10 protein-coding genes and 1 pseudogene are annotated in these 13900 nt (G+C 68.8%); 8 read left to right on the forward strand and 3 right to left on the reverse strand.

The genetic code is table 11. The annotated features are described in order from the left end of the window. Positions 1–88: 88 nt before the first annotated feature. The gene (locus AB0A74_RS00065; RefSeq protein WP_358246649.1) at positions 89–391 is read right to left on the reverse strand and encodes a hypothetical protein; all 303 of its coding nucleotides are present in this window, start codon (positions 389–391) and stop codon (positions 89–91) included. Positions 392–942: 551 nt separating this feature from the next. Then, positions 943–1359: a hypothetical protein gene (locus AB0A74_RS00070; protein WP_358246650.1), complete on the reverse strand. Its 417-nt coding sequence runs from the start codon at positions 1357–1359 to the stop codon at positions 943–945. 381 nt (positions 1360–1740) lie between these two features. Here AB0A74_RS00070 and AB0A74_RS00075 point away from each other — a divergent pair, with 381 nt between their 5' ends. The 8 genes and pseudogenes from AB0A74_RS00075 to AB0A74_RS00110 all read left to right on the forward strand — a co-directional run bounded on the left by AB0A74_RS00075 (position 1741) and on the right by AB0A74_RS00110 (position 12791). Further along, positions 1741–2481: a hypothetical protein gene (locus AB0A74_RS00075; RefSeq protein WP_358246651.1), complete on the forward strand. Its 741-nt coding sequence runs from the start codon at positions 1741–1743 to the stop codon at positions 2479–2481. Between the two features lie 763 nt (positions 2482–3244). Further along, positions 3245–5065 (forward strand): hypothetical protein, encoded by a 1821-nt coding sequence (locus AB0A74_RS00080; protein ID WP_358246652.1) that lies wholly within the window; start codon positions 3245–3247, stop codon positions 5063–5065. Between the two features lies 1 nt (position 5066). After that, positions 5067–5774, forward strand: a complete 708-nt coding sequence (locus AB0A74_RS00085) for a hypothetical protein (RefSeq protein ID WP_358246653.1) — start codon at positions 5067–5069, stop codon at positions 5772–5774. 6 nt (positions 5775–5780) lie between these two features. Beyond that, positions 5781–7838 (forward strand): ATP-binding protein, encoded by a 2058-nt coding sequence (locus AB0A74_RS00090; protein WP_358246654.1) that lies wholly within the window; start codon positions 5781–5783, stop codon positions 7836–7838. Further along, positions 7835–8674, forward strand: a complete 840-nt coding sequence (locus tag AB0A74_RS00095; protein ID WP_358246655.1) for a hypothetical protein — start codon at positions 7835–7837, stop codon at positions 8672–8674. The genes AB0A74_RS00090 and AB0A74_RS00095 overlap by 4 nt, the downstream gene beginning before the upstream one ends. Positions 8675–8700: 26 nt before the next feature. Next, positions 8701–9198, forward strand: coding sequence for a hypothetical protein (locus AB0A74_RS00100; protein ID WP_358246656.1), 498 nt, complete (start codon positions 8701–8703; stop codon positions 9196–9198). Positions 9199–11201: 2003 nt separating this feature from the next. Beyond that, complete coding sequence (locus AB0A74_RS00105) at positions 11202–11591, forward strand: hypothetical protein (RefSeq protein WP_358246657.1); 390 nt, start codon at positions 11202–11204, stop codon at positions 11589–11591. Between the two features lie 585 nt (positions 11592–12176). Next, positions 12177–12791: pseudogene (locus tag AB0A74_RS00110) on the forward strand (transposase). 494 nt (positions 12792–13285) lie between these two features. Here the strand turns inward: AB0A74_RS00110 and AB0A74_RS00115 are convergent. Further along, complete coding sequence (locus AB0A74_RS00115) at positions 13286–13879, reverse strand: hypothetical protein (RefSeq protein WP_358246658.1); 594 nt, start codon at positions 13877–13879, stop codon at positions 13286–13288. Positions 13880–13900 lie beyond the last annotated feature (21 nt).

The raw sequence follows: 13900 nt of genomic DNA on the forward strand, positions 1-13900 counted from the left end.
GGGTTGCGTGAAGACCGGCCACGGGCACCCCGTGGCCGGTCTCGATCGGACCACGTCGTGTCCCCTGACTGCCGACTCGCTCGCGGCCCTACGCCGGGCCTGACTTCGGTGTTGTCGCCGCTCGCCGGATCAGCAGGATCGCGGCTCCCACGGCGATGACGACGACGCCGTTGCCGAACGCCCACAGCACCGCGTGGTCGTGTACCAGGTCGCGGGTTGCGGTCGGGTCGCGGAAGACCGGGTTGATCTGCGTGATCAGCACGATCTTCAGCGCGATCGACACCGCGAGGCACGCGAGCGCGGGTCGTGGCGCGCGCGTGACGACGGCCAGCAGAACCGCGAGCGGTCCCCACGGCAGGTAGTAGTAGACCGGGCTGCCCGCCTCGAACACGCCGACGACCGAGCCCGGCCGTGGGTCGGCCAGCAGTTGCGGGGTTCCACACGAGCTGTTCGTAGAGGTTGCCGAAGAACCACATGCTCAGCAGCGGCACAACGAGCTTGGCGGCGCGTGTCGTCGAAGGATCGTGGCGCAGGACGGATCACCCCCAGGGTCGGACGCCGCTGTCACCCGCGGCGCTTGGCGAGTGCGTGCAGGTACGGATTTTCCCGGGCGCGGGGTTGGGTGGTGAAGATCAGGGCGACGCCGTGACCGATAGCCGCCGGCAGCGCCACCTCCTGGTCGCCGCAGGGAAGTGGCCCGGGTGCTGGTGCCGCCGTCCGAGACCCTCGCTTGGCGGGAGGGTGTGGAGGTGGTCGTCGGGGACGTGGCGCGGCAGACGGTTTTGGTGCCGGTGTTCGCCGGCGTTCGGCTGCTGGGTCGGCCGCTACGGGGGATACGCCGAATGGCTGGCCGACAACGTCGACCTCCTCCGCCGGTGATCGACGGATTGTCTCTGGATTGCGGGTGGCGAGCAGTTCATGCAACCGGCTCGCCACCTGCCCTCAACCCTTGACCAGAGCCGTCGCCGATGTGGCCGGGAGGCTGTTCGGCAGGGCCGACCCGGTCGCGCCCACGAACCCGTACGTGTCCCCGGTCAGCTCGTAGACACCCTGATCGCCTGTGATCATGAACCGCGTGGGATCACCGGTCATGGACGGCTTGAGGAACAGCAGGTACTGGCGCTGTTCCGCGAGCCGCTGTGACGAGTTCGGCGAGGCGACGTCCGGGCCGCCCAGCTGGGAGACCGTGAAGGTCGCCGGTGGTGCCGCGCCCGCGATGACGTCGTTCAGGCTGACCTGGGTCAACGTGAACGGGATGTCGTTGACGCGCTCGACCTCTGCTCGGCCCGCGGTGGCCCGGACGACGGTCGTGCTTTCCGCACGCAGTTCCGCGAACGTCGTGAAGTACGCGTCCAGCAACGCGGCTGCCAGTGGCTCGATGCCCGCTTTCCGGGTGGGCAGCCTGCGGTTCTGGGACAGCCGGACCCGGTGGGCGAACCTTCACCCACAGCCGGACACCTACGACTGGACCGTCCTCGACCGGCTCGTCGTAGCCGCCCAGCAGGCGGGTATCCCGGCGACCTTGGTCCTCGGCGGGACGCCGGGCTGGGCGGCTCCGAACGGACCGAAGGCGCCCTACGACGACGGATCACGCTCCGCGCCACCCGACGACCTCGCAGGTGGGACCAGTTCGTCGGTACGCTCGCCGCCCGGTACCGGGGCCGCATCGAAGCGTACGAGGTGTGGGTCCACGCCAACGATCCCCGCTACTACTCGGGCTCGGTCGAAACACTGGTGGAGTTGACGTCGCGAGCCGGCAGGGCCGTCAAGGCCGTCGATCCGGAGGCCGTCGTGGTCTGCCCCTCGGTGGCGCGGCTGTGGACGGCCGAAGGGCGCGGGTTCCTCCGGCGGTTCGCCGAGCTGCGCGCTTACGACCACTGCGACGTCGCGGGCGTCAACCTGCACCAGCGGCAGGCGTCCGATCCGCCGGAGACCATGATCGAACTGTTGCAGCAGACCTGTGACGCACCGCACGACGCCGGTGTGCACCCGCCCCTGTGGAACACCGGTGTCACCTACGAGTACGCCCGGGAGGAACGTCTGGACGAGCAACGGGCGGTCGACTACGCGACACGGTTCTACCTCGTCGCGATCTACGGCACCGACGTCAGTCTCCAACGCACCTACTCCTACAACTGGGGAGGCGCCCGGCTGCCCATCGCGTTGCAGGCCGTCGGCGGGCCACCAACCCGTGCCGCCCTGGCGGTGGAGGAGTTGCAACGCTGGCTGTTCCGCACCACCACCCGCTCCTGCGGCCACGGCCTGACGGGCAACCTGCCGGGCAACGTTTGGCAGTGCGAGTTCACCACTGCGGACCGCCGCCTACTGGTCCGCTGCACGCTCGACGGTGCCGCCACGACCACCGCCGCCAAGGACGCCGAGGAACTGCGACGTCTCGACGGCACCCGCAGCCCACTGCACCCCGGCGACACCGTCACCGTCTCCGAAACCCCGATCCTCATCGTCCACCGCAAGCCATGACTAGCGTCGCGATGACCGGTGGATCGAGCGCCCCCGGTTCTCGGCACCCGGCCACTCCATCCGCGGCTACGGGACGGCGTCTCGCGGAACCCAGCGCAGCGACCCGTCGCGTGCGGCCAGCACGAGGCTGCCGCCTCGTCGAACTGCGCGTCGTCGATCGCGGGGTAGCGCGCGAGACCCCTCCCGGTCAGGTTGTGGACGGTGGTCGTGGCGGCGTCCAGCAGCACGACGCGTGAGTCGCCGACGTCGGCGCGCACGCGGGTCTCGCCATCGAGGTGCCGGATCGTGAGCACGTTCGGATAGCTGACGGCAACCGGGTCCGAGCTCGACCAGATCACGCTCGAAGTGATCGTCGGCGGGCGACGATGACGAGGTTCGGGGCAGGATGCGGTGCGGGATTTCGTTTCACCGCAATAATGCGGGCCGTCGGTAGTCCGTCTCCGTGATCGACAGAACGGTCATGTGCTGTGCTACAAATCTGCACCGGCAGATCATTCTCGCGCAATCTTGGCGATGCGCGGCGAGTGTCGGTGGTCCACGGTGCGCAAACTTGGAAGTGGAGGGGGATTCGTATTCCATCCCGACAGGAAGGTTGTCCCGTGCCCGTCGTGGACACGACGTCCCGAGGTGCCCGACGTGATCGATTACTCGAACGCTCGGGCGCTCCGTCAGTTCTTCTGTGGCGGCCTGTCTCGTGGTTCGCCTCGGAGAGGGGGTTGTCTTGACCAGTTCGACCAGTGTTGTGTTGGCCGAGCGTCTTTTCGTGCTGCAGGAGCGGTGGGGGTGGGAGTACGTGCCGCCGGCGCCGGTGTCGCCCAGCCCCGAGGCTGATCGGATGCCGGTGTGGTACGAGCCGCCGGCGCCGGACGTGGGCGTGTTGCGGCAGAAGGTGGCGGTCGCGAAGGCGAAGCTGCCCAAGCGGTTGGCGATCACCGTGGTGGCGTGGATCGTGCTCTCGGTGGGCTCGACCACCTTGGGGTTCGTCGCGTTGGCGGCCGGGATCGCGGCGTTCGTGGTCCTCCCGATCCTCGTGCCCAACTCACAGATCAAGTCCGCCTTGGCGCAGGCGAGGACCGAGCGTGAGGCGCGGTACAACCAGTTCCTCCAAGCCCATCAGGACTGGCAGTCCCGGATCACCGCGCACGACCAGGCGGAGTGGGCGCGCCAGTCCGCCGCGATGCTGTGGCACCCCTTGCGGTTGGGGTCGGGGCCGAGCCGGGTGGATGTGTTCGGCGGCACCGCGGAGGGGTGGACGAGCCTGTTGGCCACGCTGGGGTGCTCGCTGGTGCAGTCCGGGGCGAGGCTGACGGTGGTCGACTTCAGCGAGCAGTACGTGGCCAGCGCCCTGGCCGGGCTGCTGTACGAGCGCGGCCACCGGGTCGTCCAGACGGAGTTGCCGCTGCACGCAGACCGCTACAGCGTGTTGGCCGGGTTGGAGTCCGACGAGGTGGCCGACGTGCTGGCCCAGGCCGTGCACACCATGCGGCGTCCCGGAGACCACGTCGACCTGCGCGCGCTGGACACCGACCTGCTGGAGACGGTGTTGCGCCGGCTGGAGGGGACTCCCACCTTCCGCAGGATCGTCGCCGGACTGGAAGTGCTGCGCCGCACCTACGACATCGGCGCCGACGAGACGCTGAGCACCGAGGAGATCACCCGCCTGACCTCCGCCGTGGACACGATCGGCCAAGGCGACCGGGTGCAGCAGGAGTTGCAGTTCCTGGCCAGCTCGCTCGGTCTGCTCGCCAAGGACGAGGTCGCCGGACCGGATGCCGAGCCGCTGGGCGGGTTGTGGAACTCCGAGGGGCTGACGGTCGTCGCGACCGCCCACGCGCAGACCCGGCGCAAGGACTTCCTGGACCGCGTCGTGTTCCACCGCTTGCTGCACGACGTGCGTGATCAGCGCGACGGCGGGGACAACGTGCTGTTCGTGATCGGCGCCGACGGGATCGGGCTGGAGGGCCTGGAGTCGTTGGCCAAGCACTGCCGCCGCGCCGGCCTGCGGCTGATCCTGCTGCTGGAACGGCTGCGCGGCGACCTCAAGGAACTGCTGGGCAGCTCCGACAGCGCCGCCATCCTCATGCGGCTGGGCAACGCCCAGGACGCTGCGGCGGCTGCAGAGTTCATCGGCCGCGGTCACAAGTTCGTCCTCAGCCAGATCACCACGCAGACCGGCACCGCGATCGGCAAGGGCACCGCCGCGACCGAGGGCACCACCGAGACCACGAGTGAAACGGTCGGCTTCTCCACCACCAAGGGCCGGTCCTGGAACAGGGACGTGGCGCACTGGTTCGCCGACACGGTCGGGGGCTCCAACAGCACCACCCGGTCGACGTCGTTCACCGAATCACTGGCGCGCAACTGGTCGACCACGGCGACCGAGTCGACCACCGAGTCGGTCAACCACGGCAGCACCCGGCAACGCGTCTACGAGTTCGCCGTCGAGCCCACGACGATCCAGTCGCTGCCCACCACGGCGTTCGTCCTGGTGGAGAACCCGCCGTCGGGTCGGCGCGTGGTGATCGGCGACTGCAACCCCGGCATCACGCTGCTCGAACGCGTGGCGCTGTCCCCGAGGAGCTGACGTGACGGGGCTCCTGGACGGGTTCGCTTGGCACCGGGTGCTGTCCGCGCCGGCACCGCCGGAGGACCCGGCGGTGCCGGACCCGCTGCCGGCACAGTTGTTCGCGGCGTTGTCCGGGGCGCACGCCGAACTGGTCGACGAAGGTGGTGCGGCGATCGCCGTGGCATGGTGCCGGGTCCCCGGTGACCCGCGGTCGCGCTTCCTCGTCGGCGGCCGACCGTACTTCCCGCCCGCCGGCAAGGGAGCCGGCCCGCTGCTGTACCCGCCCGGCGCTACCGGTGAGAGCGCCGAGGTGGACGTGGCGGACTTCCCCCACTGGATCAGGTGCCCGGGACGGGTGGACCCGTTGTGGACCGCGGACGACAGCGGCGCCAGAGGGGGTTTCGACGACTACGTCTCCCATTTGCGCGACCCGTTCGCCTGGCTGGTGGTGGCCGAACCGCTGCCCGCGTCGACCGTGGACCGCGAGCTGCTCCACCTGTCGAATTCGATCCCGCGCATGCGGCAGAAGGAGAACTCCGAGGCGGACAGGGTCGCGCTCCAACGGGCCCAAGCGCGCTACCGCGAGCTGAGCCGCGCGCGGGTCGGCGGCATGTGGAACGTCCACGTGCTCGTCGGCGGCGTGACGGAGGTCGGCGCACGCCGGGCCGCCGCGCTGCTGTGCGGGGCCAGCGAACTCGACGAGCTGCCCTACGCCCTGGTGCCGTGAGCCGCTGTGGGGTCCTTCGACGCGATCGCCGCGCCGTTGGTCGGTGACGCGGACGCACCGCGCTCGCCCTTCGCCGCCGGCGCCGAACTGCTGGCCGCGGTGGCCCGGCCGCCGCGCAAGGAGCTGCCCGGAATCCGGTTGGTGGAACCGGCGAGGTTCGACGTGACGCCCGAGCGCGACGGCCCGATCCGGCTGGGTGCGGTGCTCGACGACGCCGACCAGCCCAACGGATCCTTCGGCGTGGAACCCGCCACGCTCAACCGGCACACCTTCGTGGCGGGCGCGACCGGCGGCGGCAAGTCCCAAACCGTGCGCCACCTGCTCGAACAGCTCCACCACGCGGGCGTGCCCTGGCTGGTGGTCGAGCCGGCGAAAGCGGAGTACGCCGCGATGGCGGGCCGTCTGGGCGGTGACCGGATCGTCGTCATCCGCCCGGGCAGTCCGGACGAACCCCCGGTGGGGCTCAACCCGTTGGAACCGGAGCCGGGCTTCCCGATCCAGACCCACATCGACCTGGTGCGCGCGTTGTTCCTGGCCGCGTTCGAGGCCGACGAGCCCTTTCCCCAGGTTCTCAGCCATGCATTGACCCGCTGCTACACCGACCTCGGGTGGGACCCGGTCCTCGGCGACTCCCGGTTGCCCGGGATCACCCCTCGGTACCCGACCCTGGCCGACCTGCAGCGCACCGCGATGGAGGTCGTCGAGGGCATCGGTTACGGTCGGGAGGTCACCGACAACGTGCGGGGCTTCATCGACGTCCGGCTCAGCGCCCTACGCCTGGGCACGCCGGGCCGGTTCTTCGAGGGCGGGCACCCGCTCGACGTGGCGGAGCTGTTGCGACGCAACGTCGTCCTGGAGATCGAGGACGTCGGCAACGACCAGGACAAGGCCTTCTTCATCGGCGCGGTGCTCATCCGCCTGCACCAACACCTACGGACCAGACGTGCCGCCGGCGCTGTGACGCTGCGGCACGTCACCGTGATCGAGGAAGCCCATCGGCTGCTCAAACGCACCGAGGAGGGCTCACCGGCCGCCCACGCCGTGGACCTGTTCACCGCGCTGCTGGCCGAGATCCGTTCCTACGGCGAGGGAATCGTCATCGCCGAACAGATCCCCGCCAAGATCGTTCCCGATGTCGTCAAGAACACCGCGCTCAAGATCGTCCACCGGCTGCCGGCGCAGGACGACCGCGACACGGTCGGCGCGACGATGAACCTCGACGAGAGGCAGTCCCGCCACATCGTGTCCCTGCCGCCGGGACGCGCGGTGGTCTTCGCCGACGGCATGGACCGGCCGATCCGAGTGGCGGTGCCGTTGGGGGAGGACCGGGAGTCGGCCGGCGCCCGTGCCGCACCTCCGGTCCGGGGAAGCCGCGACGTCGCCTGCGGGCCTTCGTGCCGCCGGCGCGTCTGCACGTTGCGGGAGCTGGGTGGGGCCGGTCGGCTGGCGGACACGCCACGACTGGTGCTGTGGATCGAACTGCTGACCATCGCGCATCTCGTCGGCAGGCCCGCACCCCGCCCGGAGCCCGAATGGCTGGAGGAACTCCGCACCATCGACCGCAGGACGTTGGAGTGCGCGATCGCACACCGCGTACGCGCGTCCGTGGACACGAGGTACACCGGACTCACGCCGTACTACCAACCCGAAACGCTCACCGCGCACCTGGCCGACATGGCGCTCGCCGCGGTCGACGGCGGCTCACCCTGCGACGGGTCGGAGGTCGGCTGGCAGGCCGGGCGCCACCGCTGGGGTGACGTGGTGCGGGCGCTCAGAGCGGTCGACCTGCCGACACCGCACCCGGACACCGCCGCGTGGGCCGCCCGCGGCCTGCGGTTGACGGGCGCGACGACATCGGCCCAGTTGACCCAACTGCGGACACATCCCGACATGTGGCGGCCGTCCCGTTCCGTGATCACGGGCTCCCGCGTCTACGAGCCCGCGATGGCCGCACTCAGCCAGTCGCGGGTCCCCGCCACCAGCTTCCTGGAGGCGACGGCCTTCCTGAACCTCGGCACCACGTGGCCCCTGGCGGCGCTCGACCTCAAGGCGGAATCACCATGAGCGTCGACACCCGTCCCGTCGAGGGATCAGATCTCCCGCCACCGCCACCGGTCGAGGAGCCACCGTCGTCGGTGACGGACGCCGAGCGCATGGAGGACGACGAGCAACCGCTGGCGGGATCGGAGCAGCTCGAACCAGAAGGGTCTGAGGAGCTCGACGGCACCTCCGAGCCGGCGTATTCGCCGACGACCAGCGATGCCGACGCGCTCATCGACGAAGAGCAGTCGTCAGAGTCGGATGAGCCCGACAGCGTGGACGAGCCCGACAGCGTGGACGAGCCCCGAGCGGAACCCGAGATCGAGGCGAACGACCCCGAACAGCCCGATGGCGAAACAGACACCACGGCGGACGCCGACACGGAGCCGGACGCCAGCGCGACGCCGCGCGCCGACGGAATGCGGGAACGACGTCCGGACAAGATCCCCGATGGGGCGTGGAACCGGATCTGCGACGGTGTCGCGTTCAACGAGACCAGGGAACCGCACTACACCGAGCGCGGCGGCGGCAATGAGATCACTTTGACCAACGGCAAGCGCCTCGACTCCTACGTGCCGGGGGAGGACATCGTCTCCCGGAAACACAGCCAACTCGCCGACGTCAAAGAGAGCACCGCGAACTCCTACCTGACAGAGGTGAAGAACAAGTACAACCCCGAGCAGACGATTGCCGACACGCCGCGCAACCGGGAACAGTTACCCGACCAGATCGGTAAGAAGCTCAACGGCGACCTCGTTCTGGAGGTGCCCTTCCAGAGCCGGCCGATACCGCAGTCGGTGCTCGACAAGGCCGATGATCTCGGAATCGTGATTCGCGACGAACATGGTAAGGTCCACTAGGTCTGGCCGACCGGAAAGGTGTAGACGTGGAATCCAGCTATTGCGAGCGGTGGAACTTCCGGCGGGTTCGCCCGGTGGAAGAGCTGACCGTGGAGGAAGCCCGCGAACGGGACGAGCGGGGCACGCTCTACACCGCCGTCGTCGGCGATCGGAACGCACCGGATGCGCTGGTCGAGGTGGTGCGGCCGAACTACTTCGGCGTGTACTTCCCGGACCACCTGGGCAGGCAGTGGCAGAAGTTCACCTTCCGCCGCGTCGACGACGACCGGCTCTTCCTTGAATCCATCATCCGCTGGCAGTACGGTGACGACGAAGCCCGCCTTCTCAGCCAAGCCGAACTCATCGAGGAAATCGACTACCGCGAAGACGGCGCCGTCCACCGGCAGGTTCGCGACAAAAAGGCTCAGGAAAAGCAGGACACCGACTACCGGGACGTGGCGCTCGACATCAACTGGGAGCCCGTGCCGGAATTCGGGAACTGGGCATCAATCACCCGCTTCGAGCGCAGCGCGCCAGTGGAGTGACATGCGCCGAGCTCATGGGCGGCCATATCGCCCACCGTGTGCGCCGGGACTACGACGGAATCCAAGGGCGAGTTCGTGGGCACGTGGCACTCGCCACTGCGACGCGGCCGAGTAGGGGTTCTCGCCGTCGGTGACCGTGCTGCCTCCGCGATGGTGGGGTTCGGCGAGGACGGGGGCGGTGGTCGCGGTGGGGCCTTCCCCGGTGGCTGTGGGTTGAAAGAGCCGAGGAAGGAAGAGGACGCGCCTCTGGCATGGGGGCGGGGGTGTCTGCGGATGTTGGGTTGACCGTCGCCGAGGACGAGGTCGTGCTTCGCATTCGGGATGAGGTCTTCCGGCACGTCCGCACCGGGTGGACGACCGCCTCCGAAAGTTAGCTCGCGGTCGTGGCCGTCGGTCGGGGTGGCGGGAGAGCTGGGTGTGTTGCTCGGCAAGGTGTTCCTCTCGGGAGCGGCGGTGTCGCGGTGGGCGGGAGCTGGTCCGGGCTGGTCCGGTGGCGTTGGCGGTCGAGGCCCTCGGTGAGGCGCTCGCCGAGTTGCCCAGGTAGGCCAAGGCGCTGGCGACGGCGGCGCGCTTGGCGTTGAACGTCGCCGGCCGCCGGTGCCTCTACGCGGTACAGATGTTGGTGTGCAGCCGTTCGCGGGCCAGGCCAGGCCGACCCACGTCCGGGATGCCGGGCGACCACATCCCTGCGTTCCGCGGTGTGTTCGCCCAGGCACGGTCGCCGGCACTCGACGCACGCTGGAACTTTCTCCGCAGGATTCGTGCCATGGTCTCGATCCCTGCCCGGTCGGGACGCGGTAGTCCGAAGTGGACGCACTATGCGGTCCGGTGTCCGCGTCGAGCGTCGACCGTGGACGGGCAACGAACGCCTCGACACCGCAAACCGCGGGTGTGACCTCGAACCCACGACCGTTTTCTAGGTCATGTGACGGATGTGCTGTTACTCCGCTCGGGCAAGTGTGGGGCGGTTCATGCGGTCCGGCCCGTCTATGTCAAGACGGTTCGTGGTGCCGCGTCGTGTCTTGCGAGGCCTGGTCGGTGTGATCGGGTCCAGTCGCTGTGTCGAGGTGTCGTTGTGCGGTTGGTGCGTGGTGTGTCACGGTGTGGTCGGTCTCGCGTCGCTGTGCGGCGGGTTGGCGGTGATGCGGGGCGCAGCCTCCGCCGTACCCCGGTCGCGGATGGAGCCGTCGTCGGTGTCCGGGTCGCCCCGGCCGCGTCCAGTGCCGCGGCGGGACATCCGGCTGATCTCCGGTGACGGGCGGATCGTGCTCGTGGACTGTGGCGGGCCCGGGGTTGATCGAGGTCCGCCGGTCGGGGGCGCGCAGGGACACCGACCCTGATCGCGGGCACTACTGCTTCCGTGCGGCCGTCGGGTCGGGGCGGTTGGTGTTCGAGTCCCGGACACCTTCCAGATCCGGGGCGACGTGGACGCCACGGTGCGGGTGGACGGGGCGACCAGCAAGGTCGACGTAGACAGCGGCCGGTGGACCGGCGTGGGTCGCGGCGTCGGCGCGAATTCCGCCGTTCTGTTGGAACTGCGTACCAGCTGACCCGTACATCCGTCGCCGATGCGGTGCGCCCGTCGGTGATGCCGCCACCGGGCGCCGCACAGGCCGGGATTCCCACCTTGCCGCTCGAATGAAAGACGAACTACAACGTATGCGACCGGGCCAATTCCGGAAAAGTAAAGCGGATCGGCGAGGTTGACAGCTTCGAAGAAGGCGTGCTGTGGGAACTGAAATCGGCAACTCGGGCCCTAGGTCCGGCTGAATGGGTTAAGGGAAAGGGGTGATTGCCAAAATCGACATGTACCCAAAGCTACGCCCATACCTCCCCGGAGAGCACGCCGACACTCCCATCGGCATCAGATTCACCGAAGCTAGAATGCGGCCCCAACTTCGGTCGGCACTAACTAAAGCCGTCGAAGTCCGCCGGAAGCTGCACCCGGACGTCTCGAATAGGAACCGTTTGGGCATGGAGAATGGAAGGAAGTGGCTACCGAAATGACACTGAACGTGCATGCCTACATTGCCTACGAAGACGGGAGGATGGCAATCCTAGATCCCCTGGAGGTGGGGCGCGATCTAGCGGGTCCTGAGCAGTGGCGGACGTTGGTGTGGGGTTCACCCGAAGTCCGCACGCTGGGCACGCGGTTCTTCCCCCGTCTCGACGGCGAAGACCTGTACGTCTGCCACGAAGAACTAGAAGCTTTTCGTCAGGAATGCCACCTGCTGCTCGAAAATATCCATACCGTGGCACCCCCTGACAACCCCAAGGACTCCCGTCTGAATCATGAGTACTATGTGGTTGAAGTCACGGAGCGCTTGACCTACATCCTCGAGGCGATTGAGCGGGCCGAACAACTCGAGCGGGGCGCCGTCGTGATCTGGTGATTCTTCGGGCCCAGGCAGGTCGAGCGGCTCCCGCGCGACGGCGGCGACTACGGGGGCAAGGGTGACAAGACCGCATCGCGGTCGAACTCGTGCTTAACACCGGCGGCCTCGAAGTCGGGCCGCTACCGACGCCGCCCTCTCCGACTGTTTATTTCTATCCGGCCCCTGGGCCAGCGTCCGGCAGTTCCTGTGCGTCGGACGCTACCAGGCCGCCAGGCACGACGCCGAGACCGCCCACCACGTCGCCTAAGCCCGCCACGCTGGCACCACCGCCGAAACCGACGCCTAAGCCGTCAAAGCCGCCTACGCGGAGACAAGATACCGGAGGTATACCGTCTCAGCGACGGAACGGTAATGCTATGGAGGGTGACTTCCAAATCCGGCGATGAAACGACAGGCATCGCCCCTCTGGTCGGAAAACGTTCGAAGGTGCATCTGCACAGATGAATCTTCGACCAAGGGCTGGGTGATCAGTGTGCACGACCGCGACTCGAAGCGGGCGTTGGGGCGGTTATCCGGGGTCCGGCGTGAGTTCCACGGTGTCTGTCGCGTCGGGCGGACGGGTTGTTCGAGGTGGGCAATGCCGTGCTGTGTGCCAGCGGGCCGGTGCGGACGCTGGTCGCGTTGTCGTGGGCGCCGGAGCACCGGCGCGGGCACGGCGGGCTGTACGACGCGGTCAACCACGGCCGCGTCGATCTCGACCGGCTGCGGAACACGCTGGTAGGGCTGCCGTTGCCGCGGACGGCCGCCTGGTGCTGGCGGTGGACGTGTCGCCGTGGCTTCGGCCCGACGGCGACACCTGCCAGGACCAGTCGTTCTGCCACACCTACGGCAGCGGCAAGGACGAACACCGCATGATCCCCGGCTGGCCCTACTCGTTCGTGGCCGCTCTGGAGACCGGCACGTCGTGGACGGCGCTGTTGGACGTGGTGCGGCTGCCACCGGGTGCGGACGTCGCCGCAGTGACCGCCGCCCAGCTCTGTGCTCGACGCCGGCTATGACGCGCCCCGCCTCGCCTGGCTGCTGCGCGATCTGCCGGCGCAGGTCCTGGGTCGGATGCGGTCGGATCGGGTGATGCGCCGCCGACCCCGCCCAGGTGCTACAACCCGGTCCGCGGACGCCCGTCCAAGCACGGGGCGCGTTCGTCTTCGGCGACTCCGCCACCTGCGCGGGCCTGGAACCGGCTGCACCCACGCCTGACCAGCCGCGCTGCCTGGGCCGGCCGTGACGGCCGCTGCCGGTCATCGAGGGCACCGTGATCTGGCTGACGGTCGGAGCACCTGCCCTCCGGCGGGGTGGACAAGCCGGTCTGGTTGTGGTGGTCGCGCGTTGACGCCACCCCGCCCGAAGTCGGCCGCGCCTGGCAGGCGTTCCTGCGCAGATTCGACATCGAGCACAGGGTTTCGCCTGCTCAAGCAGACACTCGGCTGGACCAGGCCCCGACTGCACCGAAACCCACCCGTCCGGGACCGGGACGACCCTCCGGATCGAAGACCCGCGCAACTGCGCAACGGTTCGACGTCGGACGCATTCCCGCCACAGGCGAGGCTTACAACCGGCCAACCCACGACCAGAAGGGCACCAGACCCCGCCGAACCGGTTGAAAGACAAGCTGAGTGCCTGTTCTCGAACCCGGACGGCGGCCTGTGGCCGGCCCGGGTGTCGGGCCGGCCACAGGCCGGGGGAGAGAGGGGTCAGCCGGTGATGTTCTTGAGTCGGCGGGGCTTGTAGTCGTCGGTCTTGAGGCCGTAGGAGAGCTTGCGGTAGGTGGTGCCGTACGTGCCGCGCTGTTCGTAGGCCCAGTACTGGGTGCGGGCGGCGTTGGCCCACTTCTCGAAGATCACCACGTGCCGGAAGTCGGGGCCGGGCCGGTCGTCCTTGTCGATGAACAGGTCGCCGGGTCGCATGTCCCGCACCGCGATGGGCACGGTGTGGGCGTTGAACAGGCCGACGGTGTTGGGTCCGGGCTTGGGCAGCTTGGCGGCCATCGACACGTATCCCGAGCAGTCCTGCCGGTAGCCGTCCTTCCAGTTCTTCTTCATGCTGTAGGGCACCGGCTTGCCGTTGTTGGCCGTCAGCCAGCCCCGGGCACGGGCCAGCATCTCCGACCGGGTGACCTTGACCGCCGCGGTGCCCAGCTTCTCCGCCTGGACCTGGGCGATCTGCGTGGACGCGCCGGGGGGACCGGCGATGCCCGCCTGTGCCGGCGCCGCCATCAGCGTCAGCCCGATCATGATGCCCGCCGCGGCGAGCCCGTGCCGGCGCAGCCGGCTGCTCCATTCGCTCATTGCGCTCCTCCACCTTCCGCT

The sequence above is a fragment of the Saccharothrix sp. NPDC042600 genome, from assembly GCF_040647305.1.
GTDB lineage: Bacteria > Actinomycetota > Actinomycetes > Mycobacteriales > Pseudonocardiaceae > Actinosynnema > Actinosynnema mutabilis.

Excerpts from the sequence above, each read along its gene's own strand:
- AB0A74_RS00095 (WP_358246655.1), top strand. The coding sequence starts at position 7,835 with ATGAGCGTCGACACCCGTCCCGTCGAGGGATCAGATCTCCCGCCACCG.
- AB0A74_RS00105 (WP_358246657.1), top strand. The coding sequence starts at position 11,202 with ATGACACTGAACGTGCATGCCTACATTGCCTACGAAGACGGGAGGATG.
- AB0A74_RS00115 (WP_358246658.1), bottom strand. The coding sequence starts at position 13,879 with ATGAGCGAATGGAGCAGCCGGCTGCGCCGGCACGGGCTCGCCGCGGCG.